A 15,716-nucleotide genomic window follows, 5' to 3' on the forward strand; every position below is an offset into this window, starting at 1 on the left:
GCTTGCTCCTTTTTCTCTACGCTTGGACGGGCGCGGCCATTTTTCGCGGGCTGGCGCCCTGATCATCTGCCGTGCCCATGGTGTTCGAGCGCCGCGCAGCCGCCATCGCAGGGCGTTGGCGCAGGCTGATTCCGATGTGCGCGGCCTCCTCGTGCAGCAGGCGCGCCAGCATGTCCTGGCGCGCCACCAGCCGCTTGGCGACAGCCGTCACACCGAGCGCGGCGACCGGCCTGCCATCGGTGTCGAGGATTGGCACCGCGATGCCGCCCGTGCCCTCGCAGATGACATTGCTCGTCAGCGCATAGCCGCGCGCGCGGGCAGCGCGCGCATCCTTGCGAATGCGCTCGGCGCTCAGGCGCGAGAAGCGCACCAGCGCTTCTCGGTTGCGTTCCATCATGCGGTCGATGGCGTCCTGCGGCAGCCAGGCCAGCAGCACCAGACCCGCACTGCCGACGCCCAGCGGCAGACGGCGCCCGACATGCACGTAGTTCGCGCGCAGCGGATAGGCCCCTTCCTCGCGGTCGATGCACACCGCGTCGCCGCCGCAGAGAATGCACAGGCAGGCGGAATCCCCGGACACCTCGGCCAGCCGCAGCACGCTGGGATGCGCGCATTGCGGAAAAGGCGAGCGGCCCGCGATCACGGCGGCCATCGCCAGCGCTTCGTTGCCCAGCGAGTAGGTCTTGTCCTGCGCGTCGCGCAGCACGAAACCATCCTCGATCAGCGACTCCAGCAGCCGCAGCACGGTGGCCTTGTTCAGGCGCGTGTTGGCAACGATGTTCGACAGTCGGTGCGGCCCCGGGTTGGTCAGTTCGGACAGGATGCGGCAGACTTTCTGCACCGATCTCGGTTCGGCGGTGGACGAATGCATGGAAAAAATCTCCTTGCGGCTGCGGCAGTCAGACCGTGCCCACCGGGGTGGCCGGCGAACCGGCCGCGCCGGGCAGGCGCAGCGGCGCTGCGGTCAGCAGGTTGCCGCCGGGGTGGCCGAGCGGCAGGCTCGGGCAACAACGGCTGCCTTCGCGCACCTCGGCCACGGCCCGCTTTACCCGCTCGGGCGTCGGCAGGTCGAGGCGACCGATGGGATCGCCGGCTCCGAAGTCGCCCCGGTTCGCGCCCTCTGGCCGCTGTTTCCAGCGCCGGGCATTGGCAGGGGTTGCGGCGCCGGGGCTGGTTGGGCAAGCCATGAACGGGCAACCCTCCCCGATTCAGTCCGTGGCGTGGCGGCCGAGGTAGACGCTGCGCAGCGCGTCGCTGTGGCGAATGGTTTCGGCGCTGCCTTCGCCGACGATTTTTCCGGTCTCGATCAGATAGCCGTGGTCGGCCAGGCGCAGCGCGGCCTCTACCATCTGCTCGACCAGCAGGATGGCCATGCCTTGGCGGCACAGCGCTGCCACCGCGTCCAGGATGCGCGTGATCACCATCGGCGCCAGGCCGGCCGAAGGCTCGTCCAGCACCAGCAGGCGGGGCTCGGCAATCACCCCGGCACCGAGCGCCAGGATTTGCTGCTGTCCGCCCGACAGGCGGGCCGCCAACTGGTGCCGCCTGTCGGCCAGCTCGGGAAAGAGCGCATAGATGCGCTCGAGCCGGCAACGGTCGCCGCGCATGCCGCGCGCCCAGGTGCCGAGCATCAGGTTCTGCTCGACACTCAGCGCATGGAACACGCGGTGGGCTTGCAGCACCTGCACCAGGCCGGCGCCGACGATGTGGGCGGGCTTGGCATCCGTCAGGTCCTCGCCCAGGAAGTCGACCTTGCCGCCGCGCTTGGGGATCAGCGCGGACACGGCCTGCAGCGTGGTGCTCTTGCCGGCGCCGTTGCGCCCCAGGAGCACCACGAACTCTCCGGCATGCACCTCGAAGGACACACCGTGCACGACCTGCGCCTTGCCGTAGCCAACCACCAGGTCACGGACACGCAGGATGGTTTCACCGCAGCGCCCGTGCGCTGCGCTGTCGGGGCCATGGGCCGCAGGCTCGCGCATGGCTTCAGGCTCCGAGGTAGACGCGCACCACATCTTCATGGGCGCGCACCTTGTCGGGCGTGTCGCAGACGATGACGCGGCCGAAGTCGATGGCCGTGACCCGGTCGCAGATCCGGAACACGAAGTCGGTGTGGTGTTCCACCAGCAGCACGCCGATGCCGCAGTTCTTCAGGGCCGCCAGCACTGCGCCCAGGCTGGCGATCTCGTTGCCGCTCAGGCCGCCGGCCGGCTCGTCCAGCAACACGAAGCGCGGTCGCGCCGCCAGGGCGCGCGCGATTTCCAGGAAGCGCTGCTCGCCATGCCTGAGCACATCGGCGCGTTCGTCGAGCGCATGGGCCAGGCCCACGCCGCAGAGCAGTTCGAGCGCGCGCTCAGACAGCAGCTTGTCCTCGGCCCGTGCGCGCGGCGACGAGAGCATGGCGCCGATCATGCCGGCGCGCGCATCGCGCCAGCCGCCGAGCATCACGTTTTCGAGCGCGCTCAGGGTCGGCAGCAGGCGCGGCGTCTGGAAGGTGCGCGCGATGCCGGCGCAGGCGCGGCGCTGCACGGTAGCCCGCGTCAGGTCTTCGTTGCCGAGGTGGATGCTGCCCTCGTCGATCGGGTAGTAGCCGCTGAGCATGTTCAACAGGGTCGTCTTGCCGCTGCCGTTCGGCCCGATCAGGCCCTGGACCTCGCCCGGTCGCAGTTCGATCGATACGCCGGACAGCGCGGCGACGCCGCCGAAGTGCTTGCACAGGCCGCGCACGGACAGCGCGCCGGTCGCGGTCTGCATCGTCATGGCGCCGGCTCCGGCTGCGACATGGCGGCGGTCAACCGTGGCAGATCGGGCGCCACCGGCGGCGCATGGCGGCGGACGCGGTGGCGCTCGACCCAGGCGGCCAGCGCGCTGCCGATGCCTTTGGGGATGAGCAGCACCGCCGTCAGCAGCAGCACGCTGTACAGCAGGTTGCCCAGTTTTGCGAACGGCGCGGCGATCTCGGGCAGCAGCGTCAGCACGACGGTGCCGGCGAAGGGGCCGATGATGTTGCCGCGCCCGCCGATGATGATGCAGATGAAAAAGAACATGCCCAACTCGAACGTGAAGGCTTCCGGCGTGATGTAGTTCTGCAGCGAGGCGAAAAGGCAGCCCGCCACGCCCGCCGTCACACCGCTGAAGGTGAACACCGCCAGTTTCAGCCGCAGCACCGGGATGCCGACCGCCGCAGCCGCCACGTCGCTGTCGCGCAGGGCGATCAAACCACGGCCCCACATGCGACGGCTGATGTTCCAGGCCAGCCAAGTGACGGCCAGGCCGATCACGACCACCAGGTAATAAAAGCCGCGCGCGGTATCGAAAGGCGCAGCAAAGCGCGGCGCCGGCATGCCGGCGCCGCCGCCGGTGAGCGTGCTGTGCGCCACCAGTTGCTCGGTGACGATCAGCGAGAAAGCCAGCGTCGCCATCGCGAAGTAAAAGCCCGGCAGGCGCAGCGCGGGCAGGCCGAGCAAAAAGCCGCACAGGCCGCCGAGCATGCCGGCGACCGCCAGCGCCATCAGCGCATCGATGCCGGCCCGCCCGGTGAGGATGGCCAGCGTGTAGGCGCCGATGGCAAGCAGCCCGACATGCCCGACGGACAACTGCCCCGCATAGCCGACCACCAAATTCAGGCCGGCCACCAGAACCCAGTAGACACCGATCAGGGTCAGCACATGCAACTGGTATTCATTGCCGACCAGGAAGGGCAGCGCCAGCGCGAACAGCGGGATGCCGCGCGCCAGCGTGCGCGACACCAGGTCCGCAGCGGCGCGAGTCCCGATCTTGCTCATACGGGGCGCACCATGCCCTTGCCGAACAGACCGGCGGGCTTGAGCAGCAACACGATCAGCAGCAAGCCGACCGACACCGTCTGTTGGTACTCGGCACCAAAGAAATAGGTGCTGAAAGCGCAGAACAGGCCGAGCAACGAGCCGCCCACGAGGGCGCCGGCGTTGCTGCCGAGTCCGCCAGTGGCCAGCGCGATGAAGCCCGACAGCGTCAGCCATATGCCGAGCGCGAAGAAGGCAAAGGTCAGTTGTCCGGCCGCAAAGCCGGCCATGGCGCCCAGCATGCCCGCCAGCGCGAACGACATGGCGCGCACCCGCTCGACCGCGATGCCCCGCGCACGGGCGGCGAAGGGATCTTCGGCGACGGCGGTAAATACATGGCCGAGCATGGTGCGACGGTAGAACCAGACCAGGCCGGCGGCGGCGAGCGCGGCCAGTCCGATCGGCAACCAGTATTTCTGGTCCCATGGGCCGGCCGAGAAATCCTGCGGGATCAGGCGCGCAAAGGGCTTGGGCTCCGTGCCCCACCACAGCGCCACCAGGTGCTGGACGGCGGTGCCGAGCGCCAGCGTGCTCAGCACCCAGAGATGATCGTCGCCGACGCGCAGCACGCGGCGGATGGCGATCACCTCGGTCAGCAGGCCGAACACCGCGCCGAGGATCAGGGTCAGCGGAAAAGCGATCCAGGCCGAAAAACCCGGGATCGACATCATCCAGGCGCCGAACACGCCGCCGAGCATCGCCATGTGCCCGGTCGTCAGCGACAGCACCTTGGACGTGGAATACATGATGTTGAACACCATCGCGACGACGGCATACAGCGCCCCCGTGGCCAGACCGATCACGAACGTGTTCAGCATATGGTTCTTGCGTTGGGAGAAAAGCGGGGGACGCCCGGCATCACTTCGGTGCGCGCTTGAAACAGCCGTCCTTGAAGGTGTTGGCGATGTTGATCGCCATGCCGCCGTCCGGGAAGCCGTCGCGCTGGTCCGGCGCGTAACTCAGGGTCGACAGCATCGCCTTGAACTCCACCGTGCCTTCAAGCGCCTTCTGGATCGCTGCCGGGTCCGTCGAGCCGGCCTTGCGAATCGCATGCTCGGCGAGCTTGACTGCGTCGTAGCCCAAGCCGATCCACCAGAGCAGGATGCCGACCTCCTTGCCGCCGAGCTTCGGGCGAATCTTGTCGAGCAGTGCCTGCGTGCGCTGCGGCAGCTTGCCGCTGGCGTCGTAGGAAGTGGCGGCATAGCCGGCGCCGTAGACGTTCTCCCAGTACGAAGGCTTGTTCAGCAATTGTTTCAGCGCCAGCGCCATCAGCGACGGATGGCCAATCACCGGCACGTCCCAGCCCGCGTCGCCGCGCGCGTTCAGCAACCGCGCCAGCACGCCGGTGGCAGCGGACCACGGCATAAGCACTTCGGCGCCGGCCGCGCGCGCCTTGCCGATTTCGTCGGACAAGTCGGTCTTGTTCGGGTCGACCAGCACGGTGTAGACCGGTGTCACCCCCTTTTTCTTCAGGTCCTCGGTGGCGGTGCGCACGCTGACCGTGCCGTAGCCCGTGGTGTCGCCGATGAGCGCAATTTTCCTGCGCTTCATTGCGTCGAGCACGTAGTCATCGGCGGCGCTCACCCACTGCGTGGTGGTGTTGATGACGCGGAAGGTGCGCGGGTACTTCCTGGCGTCGGTCAGTTCTTCGACGGCGCCGGTGACGATGTTCGGCGTGCCGGTGCGCGCGACCAGCGGCACCGTCGCCAACGCCTCGCCGGAATTGACCGGCCCCAGGATGATCTGCGCCTTGTCGGAATGGATGAGTTGCTGGGCGAAAGTGGCGGCCTTGTTCGGGTCGCCGGCAGTATCGCGCGTCAGCAATTCGATCTTGCGGCCATCGATGCCACCGGCCGCGTTGATTTCCTCCACCGCAAACCGCACGCCGGTGTCGATGCCTATCGCGGCCGTGGCAAGAGGCCCGGTCAAGGAGGCCATCCAGCCGATGCGGATCGGCGCGCTGGTTTGTGCATGGGCGGCGAGTCCGGCGGAAAGAAAAACGGCGGTCGCCGCGAAGCGCACAATGAACTGCATGTCGTCTCCAAATTGTTCAGCGCATCGACGCATGCGGCCCGGCCCGTCGGCAGAAGGCGGCAATCACCGGTTCGAAGGGCTGCCTTGCATCGCTTGAAAGAATGTTAGGGCGGTTCCAGCGAAAGGAATTCATGGTTCGGCAGCGCTGGCGAAAGAAGGGTTTGCCTGATGAACCTCCGCGCATTGCTGCTGACTTTGCCCGGCGACGAGGACTGGCCGCGCCAAGCTGCCGGCCGCATCCGGGCGATGGGCGCCAGGGCCTTGGCCTTGGCGTTGCCGGCAGCCCCGTGCTTCGTCAACCGCCGCGACAGGATGGCCGGGTTGCTGCAAATGATCGCACTGGCGCTCCGCCTGGGGCACTGGCGGCGGGTCCCGATGTCGATGACGGCATGCCCACGGCTCGGCGATACGTTGCTTGGCCGCGTGGATGGCTGCGGGGCTGCGGGGCTACTGGGCTACTGGGCTGATGGGCTACGGGACTGCGGGGCTGTGCCCGGGCCCGATTCGGACCGGCCTTGGGGCCGCGCTCGTGCGGTGCAAGCGCGGCCAGATCGGCGGCCTCGCGCCGGCGTCGCCAGGCACTCCGATTCGGCGAGCAGGCGCCCTCCCCGGCGCATCAGGGCGCCGATCGCGCCGGGCTGTGTGCAACGGTCGGCCGCTTCCGGAATCCACCGTTTGTCGGCGTTGGAGAATGGCCGGCGCCGCGCCCGGGGCACGGGCTCCCGGGTCGGTGCCGGGTCCTGGCGGCGGCGCCGATCCGGGCGCGTTGCTTCTCGGGAAGTGTCATCAGCCAAACGATCGGATCGCCGTTTTCGGCCCCGCCCAGGCGCACTTCTTGCCGGACGAGACCCGAGGCTCAGTCGCCTTTGATTTTTTTGACCATCGCTGCGCCAGTGAGCAGTTCCAACTGCGCCTCCAGCCGGATCACCCGCCCGGTGAGGTCTTCGATCTTCGCCTGCTGCACTTTCATGGCGTCGGCCTGGCGGTTCACCTTGTCTTCCATCTTGATCATGGCCGTGAGCGCGCCCCAGACCTTGTCGGTGACACCCATCAGGCCACCTTGCCAGAGGCGTGCCTGGCCTCCATGGCCGCGATCCGCCGGTTGCTCGCCTCGATGCAGTCCAGCGCGTCGTCGATGGCCGCCCCCGCGCGTTCGGCCGCCGCTTTGGCGGCGTCGGCCAAAGCGCCCAAGGCTGCGTCGGCCTCGCCCGACTGGTACGCGAAGGCGCCGCGCCGCATCAACTCCGACATCGGGATGTCGAGCTTCTTCGCCTTGGCCACGATGCTCTTCTTGTCCTGCGCGCTGGCCTGCACCACGATCCGTTGCACTGCTGATGCCATCGAATCTGCTCCAGAAAATGTAGACATGGACAGTATATGTACATGGACGGCATATGTACACCGGCGGACCAGCGCAGGTCAGCCCTGCGCGTGAAACACGCGCCGGTGCAAGCGCCTGAGCAGGTACCATGTCGCGCCGGCAACCACGGGGATGGCCAGCGCCGCCGTGGTCTCTGGCGACAGGGGCCAGCCCAGTTTCTGCGCCCCCTTGGCCAGATAGCTCACGAGCCCGACGATGTAGTAGGTGATGGCTGCCACCGACAGCCCTTCGACGGTCGATTGCATCCTGAGTTGCAAATCCTGGCGCTGGTTCATGGTGGTCAGCAGGGCCTGGCTGCTTTGCTGCTGCTCGATCTCCACGCGCGTGCGCAAAAGGTTGCTGATGCGCGAGACACGCCGGGACAGCGCATCCTGGCGCCGGACAGCCCATTCGCAGGTGCTGCGCGCCGGGGTCAGGCGCCGATCCATGAACTCGCGGATGGTCTGCATGCCCGCCAGACGCGACTCGGCGATGTCCTGGATGCGGCGGTCGAGCAACTCGAAGTAGGCGCTGCTGGCCGAGAACCGCGAATGCGTGGCCGCGTACTGGCTCTCCACCTGTCCGGCCAGGCGCGTCAGGCGATCGAGGAGCGCTGGCTCGTCGTCGCCCTTGGCCGTGCGGATGGCGTCGGCCAGTTCGGCCAATTCGCGCTCGGCAAAGGCCAGCACGTTGGCCGCTTCGCGCGCAGCGGGCAGGCCCAGCAAGGCCGCCATGCGATAGGTTTCGATCTCCAGCAGGCGCTGCACCAGGCGCCCCAGGCGGCGCGGCGTCAGACCGGTGGCCAGCAGCACCATGCGTGAGAAACCGTCGGCATGGATGGCAAAGTCGGTGTAGACCGCTCCATACCCGTCCGCCACGGTCGAGGCCACCAGTTGGTCTTCATGCAGCACCTGCCGGATCACAGAGTCGGGGGTGTCCATGGGCAGCACCCACAGGTTCAGACTGCACAGACATTGCCCGGGCAAAGCGGCCAGCCAGTCACGGGCAACGGCGTTCACCGCGCTCGCGGGCTCGCGCCCATCGATGGCATCCAGCGCAGCGGGCACCATGAAGGTCCAGGAGACAAACTCGGTGTGCAACTCCCAGCGCATGCGCAAGGGCCCCAGGTCGATGCGCAGGTGGGTGGTGTCGGCGCCAGGCTGCGCCATGTGGTGATCGCGCAAAAGCGCGGCCACATGGCTGCGGCTCGCTTCACGCCCGGCAGCGTCGGCCAGCATCACGACATGGGCGATGGCCAAGGGGGCGATCATCGCCTCGGGTGGACGGGCGTGGATTTCGTTGTGCAGCATCACCCGGTATGGATGCTGCGCGGGGCGGACGGGAGTTGGCATGCGCGGACCTCGGCCCGCGATTGTGCACCGGCCCCTTGGCGTGGCGGCGGCCTGGCGCTTGAAAAAAATACCGGCGCCCGAGGGTGGAAAAAGCAACGGCACCCGAAGGTGGAAAAAGCAACGGCACCCGAAGGTGCCGGGGAGCCGAAAGAAAGCCCTCAGTCTTCCACGAAGACTTCTTCGCGCTTGTGCTTGATGGCAGGCAGCAGCACGATGGTCAGCAGCAGCACGGCAGCGGCGAGCAGGCCGGCCGACAGCGGACGGGTGATGAACACGCTCCAGACGCCACGCGAGAGCAGCAAGGCGCGGCGCAGGTTTTCTTCCATCATCGAGCCCAGGATGAACCCGAGCAGCAAGGGGGCCGGTTCCGCGCCCAGTTTGTGAAACAGGTAACCGACCAGCCCGAAGATGCCCACGATCCAGATGTCGAAGGTGTTGTTGTTCATGGAGTACACGCCCACCGCACAGAACAGCACGATCGACGGGTACAGCCAGCGATAGGGCACCGTCAGCAGTTTGATCCAGATGCCGATCAGCGGCAGGTTCAGGATGATCAGCATGGCGTTGCCGATCCACATCGAAGCGATCAGGCCCCAGAACAATTCGGGGTTGCTGGTCATCACCTGGGGGCCTGGCTGGATGTTGTGGATGGTCATCGCCCCCACCATCAGCGCCATCACGGCGTTGGGCGGGATACCCAGCGTCAGCAGCGGGATGAAGGAGGTCTGCGCGCCGGCATTGTTGGCCGCCTCGGGCGCTGCCACGCCACGGATGTTGCCCTGGCCGAACGGCACTTCGCCGGGCTGCAACCGGGTCTTCTTCTCGATCGTATAGGCCGCAAAGGCCGACAACAACGCGCCGCCGCCGGGCAGGATGCCCAGTCCGGCGCCCAGCGCAGTGCCACGCAGCACGGCGGGAATCATGCGTTTGAAATCTTCCTTGGTCGGGAACAGACCTTCGACCTTGGCCGTGAACACCTCGCGCTCGGTGTCGGGGCGGGCGAGGTTGGCAACGATTTCGCCATAACCGAACACCCCCATGGCAATGGCCACAAAGCCGATGCCGTCGGTCAGTTCAGGAATATCGAAGCTGAAACGGGCCACGCCCGAATTCACGTCGGTGCCGACGAGCCCGAGCAACAGGCCCAGCACGATCATGGCCACCGCCTTGAGCAGGGAGCCCGAGGCCAGCACCACGGCGCCGATCAGGCCCAGCACCATCAGCGAAAAATACTCGGCCGGACCGAACTTGAAGGCCACTTCGGTCAGTGGCGGCGCGAATGCCGCCAAAATCAGCGTGCCTACGCAACCGGCAAAAAACGAGCCCAGGCCGGCGGCCGCCAGCGCCGGGCCGGCGCGCCCCTTGCGGGCCATCTGATAACCGTCGATCACGGTCACCACCGAGGAGGACTCGCCGGGAAGATTGACCAGGATCGCCGTGGTCGAACCCCCATATTGGGCGCCGTAATAAATGCCTGCCAGCATGATCAGCGCCGCCACCGGAGGCAAGGCGTAGGTGGCGGGCAGCAGCATGGCGATGGTTGCCACGGGGCCGATGCCGGGCAGGACGCCGATCAGCGTGCCCAGCAGGCAGCCAGCGAAGCAGTAGGCAAGGTTTTGCAACGTGAACGCGACGCTAAACCCGAGCGCCAGATGGTTAATGAGATCCATGGTTTGGCTCCTGCTCAACCGGTGATGAAACTCGGCCACACAGGAAACTGCAGCTTGAGCGCCCAGATGAATACCATATAACTGCCGATGGCCAGCACCGTGGAAAGAATGAACACGCCTTTGACGTTGAATTCTTTGCCCGCCAGGCTCGAGATGAAGGTCAGCGCGTAGATGCCGATGATCAGGCCCATCGCGGGAATTTTCACGTTGATCAAGTCAGGCAAGCCTTCCCGCGGAATGCGCAGGTGCAAGCCTCCGAGCAGGATGCCGAAAGCAAAGTTGGCGGCCAGGATGAAAAACAGCGGCCTCCAGGCCCATTTGCCGATCTGGTGACCATCCGGCGCTTGCACGGTGGCGGCATTGAAGACGATCACCGTGCCGATGACGGCCAGCAAAATGCCCAGCAGCAGCGGGAAGTAACCCGGGCCCATCCGCGCACCGGTGCCCAATTGGTATTTGGTGGCCCCCAGAGCAAACGCCACCCCAATCCCCATGAACATGAGGCCGGCAAAAAAGTCTTTCTGGTTCTTGATCTTCATGTTCTTCACGAATCGCATGAGGCCGGAAAAAACGTCTTTTTTGATGTTCACGAAAAGTCTCCTTGGCGCAATCTCGACGGCTCGATTGTGAGCGCAACCGCAGCGCGTGCAGATGTGGATTCCACCTATACATCCGCCCCCTGCCCGGCACCGCGCCGGCCACGACTCAGGCCAGCGGCGGCGCTGCCGCAATCACCTCGTCCATCGTGGTCAGGCCCTCGGCCACCCGCAGCGCTCCGGCCAGGCGCAGCGGGCGCATGCCGTCTTGCACGGCCTGGCGGCGCAGCGCGTCGATGGACGGCGCATGGGTGACCTGCTCCTTGAGCGCCTCGCTGACGACCAGCAGTTCATACAGACCCATGCGACCGCGAAAGCCGCCCATGCGGCAATCGACACAGCCTACGGGTTTGTACGGCTGGTAACTGCCATTGATCTTCCAGGGCTTGACGGCCTCGTCCAGCGTCTCGCGCACCGCCGCCGGGTCCTTTTGCTTGCACAGCGTGCACAGCGTGCGCACCAGCCGCTGGGCCAGCACGCCGAGCAGCGTGGCATTGAGCAGGTAGGCGGGCACGCCCAACTCCATCATGCGGGTGATGGCCGATGGCGCATCGTTGGTGTGCAGGGTGGAGAACACCAGGTGGCCCGTGAGCGCCGCCTGTACGGCCATTTCGGCCGTTTCCTGATCCCGGATTTCGCCGACCATGATGATGTCCGGGTCCTGGCGCATCAGCGCGCGCAGACCTTCGGCAAAGCTGAAGTCCAGTTGCGGCTGGACCTGCGTCTGGTTGAAGCTGGGCTCGATCATTTCGATCGGGTCTTCCACCGTGCTGACGTTGACTTCTTCGGTCGCCACGCGCTTGAGGGTCGAGTACAGCGTGGTGGTCTTGCCCGAGCCGGTAGGCCCGGTCACCAGGATGATGCCGTGCGGGCGCTTGACCAGGCTCTCCCAGCGCTGCGCATCGTGCTGCGCAAAGCCCAGTGCGTCCAGGTCTTTGACGGCGTTGTCGGGGTCGAAGATCCGCATCACCATTTTTTCGCCAAACGCGGTGGGCAGCGTGGACAAACGCATTTCCACCTCCTCGCCGCGCTGGTTGCGCGTCTTGATGCGGCCGTCCTGCGGGCGGCGCTTTTCCATCACGTCGATGCGGCCAAGCAGTTTGATGCGCGCGACGATGGCGTTGTGCACCCCCATCGGCAGTTGATAGACCGGGTGCAGTATTCCATCGATGCGAAACCGGATCATGCCCTGATCGCGGCGCGGCTCCAGGTGGATGTCGCTGGCGCGCTGGTCGAACGCATACTGCCAGAGCCAGTCGACCACTCTGACCACGCTTTGGTCATTGGCGTCGAGCTGCTTGTTGCTCTTGCCCAGTTCCACCAGTTGCTCGAAGCTGTTGTTGCCCGCGTTGCTCCCGGCCTTTTGCGCCGCCCGCACCGATTTGGCCAGGGCAAAGAATTCGGCCGTGAAGCGGTGGATATCCTGTGGGTTGGACACCACACGCCGCACCGAGCGCCGCGCCTGGCGCTCCACCTCGGCCACCCAGTCGTCGATGAAAGGCTCGGCCGTGGCCACCACCACTTCCTGTGCCGTGACCTGCACCGGCAACACCTTGTGGCGCTCGGCGTAGGTGGCGCTCATCGTCTCGGCCACACGGCCGACATCCACCTTCAGCGGGTCGATGCGCAGATAGGGCAGCCCGGCCCGCTTGGCAAGGTATTCGGACAGTTCCTCGATGTCCAGCGGCTTGCCATCGCTGGCGCGCTCCATCGCGACATTGGCCAGCCGCACCAGCGCGTGCTGGGAACTCTCGGCCTGCGAACAGCGGGCGATGGTGCGCTGCGCCTCCTCGCGCGAGATGACCTGATCGTCGCGGAGCCACTGCACCAGCCGGAGCCAGTCGACCGGACCGACAGGGGGCCGCGCCATGCCCCGGCCCGGGGAAACTACGGGAACGCTCATCGGAAACCTTTCAGGAGGACGCGCCGCGACGGCCCGGACGGTGCGGAATCGCCTGCCGGGTCTACGGCAGACTCGTTCATGCAGGCACGGATTGTCAAGCCACCACGGGCTTGAGCGAACGCAGCCATTTGACGCCAGGCAGTCCCCAGCGGGCCTCGATGACGGCGGCCCGCAGGAGCAACTCGGCACGCCGGGGCCGCGTCGCCGTGCGTTGCGCCAGCACCACCGTATTGCCTTCGCGCGTCGGCGTGAACGCCCAGAGCGCCCGGTCGCCAAACGCATCGGCGATGCTTTGCAGGCTGCGTTCAAACTGCATGGACCGACCGAACAGGTTGACCGTCATGCAACCCGTATCGGTCAGCAGCGCGCGGCAATCGGCATAGAACTCGGCACTGTCGAGCACCGGCGCCGCCGCCTCGTGGTCGTACAGATCGACCGCCAGCGCATCCACGCTGCCCTGCCACAGGGGGCGGCGGATCTCCTGCGCAGCATCGGCCAGCACCACCTGCAGCCGGGGGCCATCCGGGGGCAGTTTGAACCACTGCCGGCACACCAGCAGCACCTGCGGATTGAGCTCGATGGCGGTGGTGCGGGTGCGCAGTTGCCGGTGGCAGAACCGGGTGATGGCCCCGGCCCCCAGGCCCAGTTGCATCGCATGGCCTTTGGCGACCCGCGCAGGCTCGGCGAACAGCAGCCAGGCCATCATGCGCTGCACATACTCCAGTTCCAACGCGAACGGCTCGTCGATGCGCATCGAGCCTTGGATCCAGGGGGTGCCCAGATGCAGGTGGCGCACCCGGCCGTCGTCGGACACGCTGACTTCGGGCAGCACTCTGGAGGGGGTATTCGTCGCACGGCTCATGTCAAACAATCACAGCAGGTGGCAGGCAGACATCAGTGCCGCCCAGGCCGTCAATTTACGCTCGAAACTCCAGGAGGCATTGGCCGGACTGGTCGATGGCAGCCGGATCGCCGCCATCTGCACCGTCGCATCGGACAAGGGCCGGGCCAGGCAGGCCCGCACTGCATCGGCATACTTGAAGCTCGCACTGCCATTGTGGGCAACGGCCAGCAACTGCGGGCAGCAGCCATGCAGACGGGCAAAGTCATTGGTCTGCGGGTTGCGGATGCGGCTGTCCAGGCTGCCCTCACGCTCGCAACTGGCGTGGACATCCCACAGGCCCAGGCCCCGCGCCAGCAACCAGTCGCAGCGGGCCGGATAAGCGTTCGGCAAGGGATGCTGCGGCCACAGGGCCTGAAGAATGGGCCAAAAATGGTTCCGGGGATGCGCGTAGTACTGACCGGCCTGCAAGGACGCGGCGCCAGGAAAGCTGCCCAGAATCAGCACCACCGTCTGCGCAGAAACCACCGCAGGCAGGCCCTGCCAACGCGCGGACAGGCCCCGGGCCTGCGCTTCGGACTTCGTCGGCAAGGAAGCGGCGGCAGCAGTGGCTTCAGGCATCTTCCGTTACGTGCAACCGGGCTGCCGGCGCGGACGACAGCCATGCGGTGCAACCCAAGCAGTGACCCAATGCCGCGTTCAACCTTTGCCGCTCCGGTCATCCACCAAAGCCGCTGCATGGTGGGCGAAATGCTCGGCCAGAAAACTGGCGATGAAATAGTAGCTATGACCGTGGCCTGGTTGCAGCCGAAGGGTCAGCGGGTAGTTTGCGGCCTTGCAGGCGGCCTGCAACAGCTCGGGGCGCAGTTGGTTCGCCAGGAATTCGTCGGCCTCGCCCTGGTCGATCAGAAGCGGCAACCGCTCCTGCGCCGTTGCCATCAGTTCGCACGCATCCCAGGCCCGCCATGCCTGGCGCTCCTGGCCGAGATACGCCGTGAATGCCTTCTCGCCCCAGGGCACGCGCGTCGGCGCAACGATGGGCGCGAAGGCCGAGACGCTGCGGTAGCGCCCCGGGTTCTTCAGCGCCGTCACCAGCGCACCATGTCCGCCCATCGAATGTCCGGCAATGCTGCGCGCCGCGCCGGCAGGGAAATGCTGCTCGACCAGAGCGGGTAGTTCCCGGGCCACATAGTCTTGCATGCGGTAATGCTGCGCCCAGGGCGCCTGCGTCGCATCGAGGTAAAAGCCTGCGCCTTGGCCCAGGTCGTAGGCCGGGTCATCGGCCACGTCGTCACCGCGCGGGCTGGTATCGGGTGCGACCACGATCAGGCCATGCCGGGCGGCATGCGCTTGCGCGCCGGCCTTGGTGATGAAGTTCTGCTCGGTGCAGGTCAGGCCCGAGAGCCAGTACAGCACCGGGCAACTTTGGCCACCCAGAGCGGCCGCAGGCAGGTAAATGCCGAATTTCATCGCGCAACCGAGCGCGCGGCTGTGGTGTCGCCACACCTCCTGCCGGCCACCGAAGCTGGCGTGTTGCTCGATGCGCTCCATATCCGGCTTCATGCTTCGCGGTAGGTGCCCTTGGCTTTCGCGGAGTGCCCGGCCAGCAGGTCCATCAATGTCGGACTCAGGCAGTCGTAGGGCTCCAGCCCCTTGTCGCGCAGCGTTTGGCGCACCTCACCCATCTTCGCCACCGGCGCACCGCTTTCGATGATCGACGAGACGAAGGCGGCAAAGCCGGGGCCGTCCCAGCCGGCGTCCCGCGACAGTTCAGTGTGGATGAAGTCCAGGCCGTGGAACGCATGCTCCTGGTTCTCGATACGTCCATACAGATGCGCGCCACATGCGCGGCAGGCGTGGCGCTGGATCAGGGCCTTGTCGTCGACCACGGCCAGTTTTTCGGCATGGGCGGTCACCGCCAGTTTGTCGCGCGGCACCACCCCGACCACGGAGAACAGTGCGCCTGCGGGCTTCCAGCATTTGGTGCAGCCGCAGGCGTGGTTGAACAAGACCTGGGTGGATATCGCCACTTCGACCGGCTCGCTTTGGCACAGGCAGCGCAATGTGCCGCCGGCAAAGCCGGCCGCGCCCCGGGCGACGCCGTTGTCGACGGATGGATGAATGGATGTGCTCATG

At 66.5% G+C, this 15,716-nt stretch carries 17 protein-coding genes; all 17 read right to left on the reverse strand.

Annotated features, from left to right (window positions below):
• Positions 1-16: 16 nt before the first annotated feature.
• Positions 17-871 (reverse strand): IclR family transcriptional regulator, encoded by an 855-nt coding sequence (locus VEIS_RS19400; RefSeq protein ID WP_011811699.1) that lies wholly within the window; start codon positions 869-871, stop codon positions 17-19.
• Positions 872-899: 28 nt separating this feature from the next.
• On the reverse strand, positions 900-1,187 hold the full coding sequence (locus VEIS_RS19405) for a hypothetical protein (RefSeq protein ID WP_011811700.1): 288 nt from the start codon (positions 1,185-1,187) through the stop codon (positions 900-902).
• 21 nt (positions 1,188-1,208) lie between these two features.
• Positions 1,209-2,021 (reverse strand): ABC transporter ATP-binding protein, encoded by an 813-nt coding sequence (locus VEIS_RS19410; protein ID WP_232287756.1) that lies wholly within the window; start codon positions 2,019-2,021, stop codon positions 1,209-1,211.
• A complete protein-coding gene (locus VEIS_RS19415; protein ID WP_011811702.1) occupies positions 1,987-2,760 on the reverse strand; it encodes an ABC transporter ATP-binding protein in 774 nt (257 codons plus the stop codon). Before VEIS_RS19415 ends, VEIS_RS19410 begins: the two co-directional genes overlap by 35 nt.
• On the reverse strand, positions 2,757-3,785 hold the full coding sequence (locus tag VEIS_RS19420; RefSeq protein WP_011811703.1) for a branched-chain amino acid ABC transporter permease: 1,029 nt from the start codon (positions 3,783-3,785) through the stop codon (positions 2,757-2,759). Before VEIS_RS19420 ends, VEIS_RS19415 begins: the two co-directional genes overlap by 4 nt.
• Positions 3,782-4,642 (reverse strand): branched-chain amino acid ABC transporter permease, encoded by an 861-nt coding sequence (locus VEIS_RS19425; RefSeq protein WP_011811704.1) that lies wholly within the window; start codon positions 4,640-4,642, stop codon positions 3,782-3,784. The genes VEIS_RS19420 and VEIS_RS19425 overlap by 4 nt, the downstream gene beginning before the upstream one ends.
• A 40-nt stretch (positions 4,643-4,682) precedes the next feature.
• Complete coding sequence (locus tag VEIS_RS19430) at positions 4,683-5,858, reverse strand: ABC transporter substrate-binding protein (protein ID WP_011811705.1); 1,176 nt, start codon at positions 5,856-5,858, stop codon at positions 4,683-4,685.
• Positions 5,859-6,714: 856 nt separating this feature from the next.
• Positions 6,715-6,909, reverse strand: a complete 195-nt coding sequence (locus VEIS_RS19440) for a hypothetical protein (protein WP_011811707.1) — start codon at positions 6,907-6,909, stop codon at positions 6,715-6,717.
• Positions 6,909-7,199 carry a hypothetical protein gene (locus tag VEIS_RS19445; RefSeq protein ID WP_011811708.1) on the reverse strand — a complete coding sequence of 97 codons (291 nt, stop codon included), beginning with the start codon at positions 7,197-7,199 and terminating at the stop codon, positions 6,909-6,911. The genes VEIS_RS19440 and VEIS_RS19445 overlap by 1 nt, the downstream gene beginning before the upstream one ends.
• Before the next feature lie 78 nt (positions 7,200-7,277).
• A complete protein-coding gene (locus tag VEIS_RS19450) occupies positions 7,278-8,570 on the reverse strand; it encodes a DUF3422 family protein (RefSeq protein WP_011811709.1) in 1,293 nt (430 codons plus the stop codon).
• Between the two features lie 158 nt (positions 8,571-8,728).
• A complete protein-coding gene (locus VEIS_RS19455) occupies positions 8,729-10,240 on the reverse strand; it encodes a tripartite tricarboxylate transporter permease (RefSeq protein ID WP_011811710.1) in 1,512 nt (503 codons plus the stop codon).
• A gap of 14 nt (positions 10,241-10,254) precedes the next feature.
• A complete protein-coding gene (locus VEIS_RS19460; protein ID WP_041951072.1) occupies positions 10,255-10,779 on the reverse strand; it encodes a tripartite tricarboxylate transporter TctB family protein in 525 nt (174 codons plus the stop codon).
• A 166-nt stretch (positions 10,780-10,945) separates the two neighbouring features.
• Positions 10,946-12,739, reverse strand: a complete 1,794-nt coding sequence (locus tag VEIS_RS19465; protein WP_011811712.1) for a GspE/PulE family protein — start codon at positions 12,737-12,739, stop codon at positions 10,946-10,948.
• Positions 12,740-12,833: 94 nt separating this feature from the next.
• Entirely contained in the window at positions 12,834-13,601 is a 768-nt protein-coding gene (locus VEIS_RS19470) for a class I SAM-dependent methyltransferase (RefSeq protein WP_011811713.1), read from the reverse strand.
• Positions 13,602-13,610: 9 nt separating this feature from the next.
• Positions 13,611-14,201 (reverse strand): DNA-deoxyinosine glycosylase, encoded by a 591-nt coding sequence (locus VEIS_RS19475; protein WP_011811714.1) that lies wholly within the window; start codon positions 14,199-14,201, stop codon positions 13,611-13,613.
• 78 nt (positions 14,202-14,279) lie between these two features.
• On the reverse strand, positions 14,280-15,131 hold the full coding sequence (gene fghA / locus VEIS_RS19480) for an S-formylglutathione hydrolase (RefSeq protein ID WP_041950205.1): 852 nt from the start codon (positions 15,129-15,131) through the stop codon (positions 14,280-14,282).
• Positions 15,132-15,139: 8 nt separating this feature from the next.
• Complete coding sequence (gfa, locus tag VEIS_RS19485) at positions 15,140-15,715, reverse strand: S-(hydroxymethyl)glutathione synthase (protein WP_011811716.1); 576 nt, start codon at positions 15,713-15,715, stop codon at positions 15,140-15,142.
• Between the last annotated feature and the right edge of the window lies 1 nt (position 15,716).

It is taken from the genome of Verminephrobacter eiseniae EF01-2 (assembly GCF_000015565.1).
Classification (GTDB): Bacteria; Pseudomonadota; Gammaproteobacteria; order Burkholderiales; family Burkholderiaceae_C; genus Acidovorax; species Acidovorax eiseniae.

What these genes read in the sequence shown, in the direction of transcription:
- VEIS_RS19460 (WP_041951072.1), bottom strand. Translation starts at nt 10,779, where the DNA reads ATGAAGATCAAGAACCAGAAAGACTTTTTTGCCGGCCTCATGTTCATG.
- fghA (WP_041950205.1), bottom strand. Translation starts at nt 15,131, where the DNA reads ATGGAGCGCATCGAGCAACACGCCAGCTTCGGTGGCCGGCAGGAGGTG.
- VEIS_RS19430 (WP_011811705.1), bottom strand. Translation starts at nt 5,858, where the DNA reads ATGCAGTTCATTGTGCGCTTCGCGGCGACCGCCGTTTTTCTTTCCGCC.
- VEIS_RS19475 (WP_011811714.1), bottom strand. Translation starts at nt 14,201, where the DNA reads ATGCCTGAAGCCACTGCTGCCGCCGCTTCCTTGCCGACGAAGTCCGAA.
- VEIS_RS19420 (WP_011811703.1), bottom strand. Translation starts at nt 3,785, where the DNA reads ATGAGCAAGATCGGGACTCGCGCCGCTGCGGACCTGGTGTCGCGCACG.
- VEIS_RS19465 (WP_011811712.1), bottom strand. Translation starts at nt 12,739, where the DNA reads ATGAGCGTTCCCGTAGTTTCCCCGGGCCGGGGCATGGCGCGGCCCCCT.
- VEIS_RS19450 (WP_011811709.1), bottom strand. Translation starts at nt 8,570, where the DNA reads ATGCCAACTCCCGTCCGCCCCGCGCAGCATCCATACCGGGTGATGCTG.
- VEIS_RS19445 (WP_011811708.1), bottom strand. Translation starts at nt 7,199, where the DNA reads ATGGCATCAGCAGTGCAACGGATCGTGGTGCAGGCCAGCGCGCAGGAC.
- VEIS_RS19415 (WP_011811702.1), bottom strand. Translation starts at nt 2,760, where the DNA reads ATGACGATGCAGACCGCGACCGGCGCGCTGTCCGTGCGCGGCCTGTGC.
- VEIS_RS19410 (WP_232287756.1), bottom strand. Translation starts at nt 2,021, where the DNA reads ATGAAGATGTGGTGCGCGTCTACCTCGGAGCCTGAAGCCATGCGCGAG.
- VEIS_RS19470 (WP_011811713.1), bottom strand. Translation starts at nt 13,601, where the DNA reads ATGAGCCGTGCGACGAATACCCCCTCCAGAGTGCTGCCCGAAGTCAGC.
- VEIS_RS19400 (WP_011811699.1), bottom strand. Translation starts at nt 871, where the DNA reads ATGCATTCGTCCACCGCCGAACCGAGATCGGTGCAGAAAGTCTGCCGC.
- VEIS_RS19425 (WP_011811704.1), bottom strand. Translation starts at nt 4,642, where the DNA reads ATGCTGAACACGTTCGTGATCGGTCTGGCCACGGGGGCGCTGTATGCC.
- VEIS_RS19405 (WP_011811700.1), bottom strand. Translation starts at nt 1,187, where the DNA reads ATGGCTTGCCCAACCAGCCCCGGCGCCGCAACCCCTGCCAATGCCCGG.
- gfa (WP_011811716.1), bottom strand. Translation starts at nt 15,715, where the DNA reads ATGAGCACATCCATTCATCCATCCGTCGACAACGGCGTCGCCCGGGGC.
- VEIS_RS19440 (WP_011811707.1), bottom strand. Translation starts at nt 6,909, where the DNA reads ATGGGTGTCACCGACAAGGTCTGGGGCGCGCTCACGGCCATGATCAAG.
- VEIS_RS19455 (WP_011811710.1), bottom strand. Translation starts at nt 10,240, where the DNA reads ATGGATCTCATTAACCATCTGGCGCTCGGGTTTAGCGTCGCGTTCACG.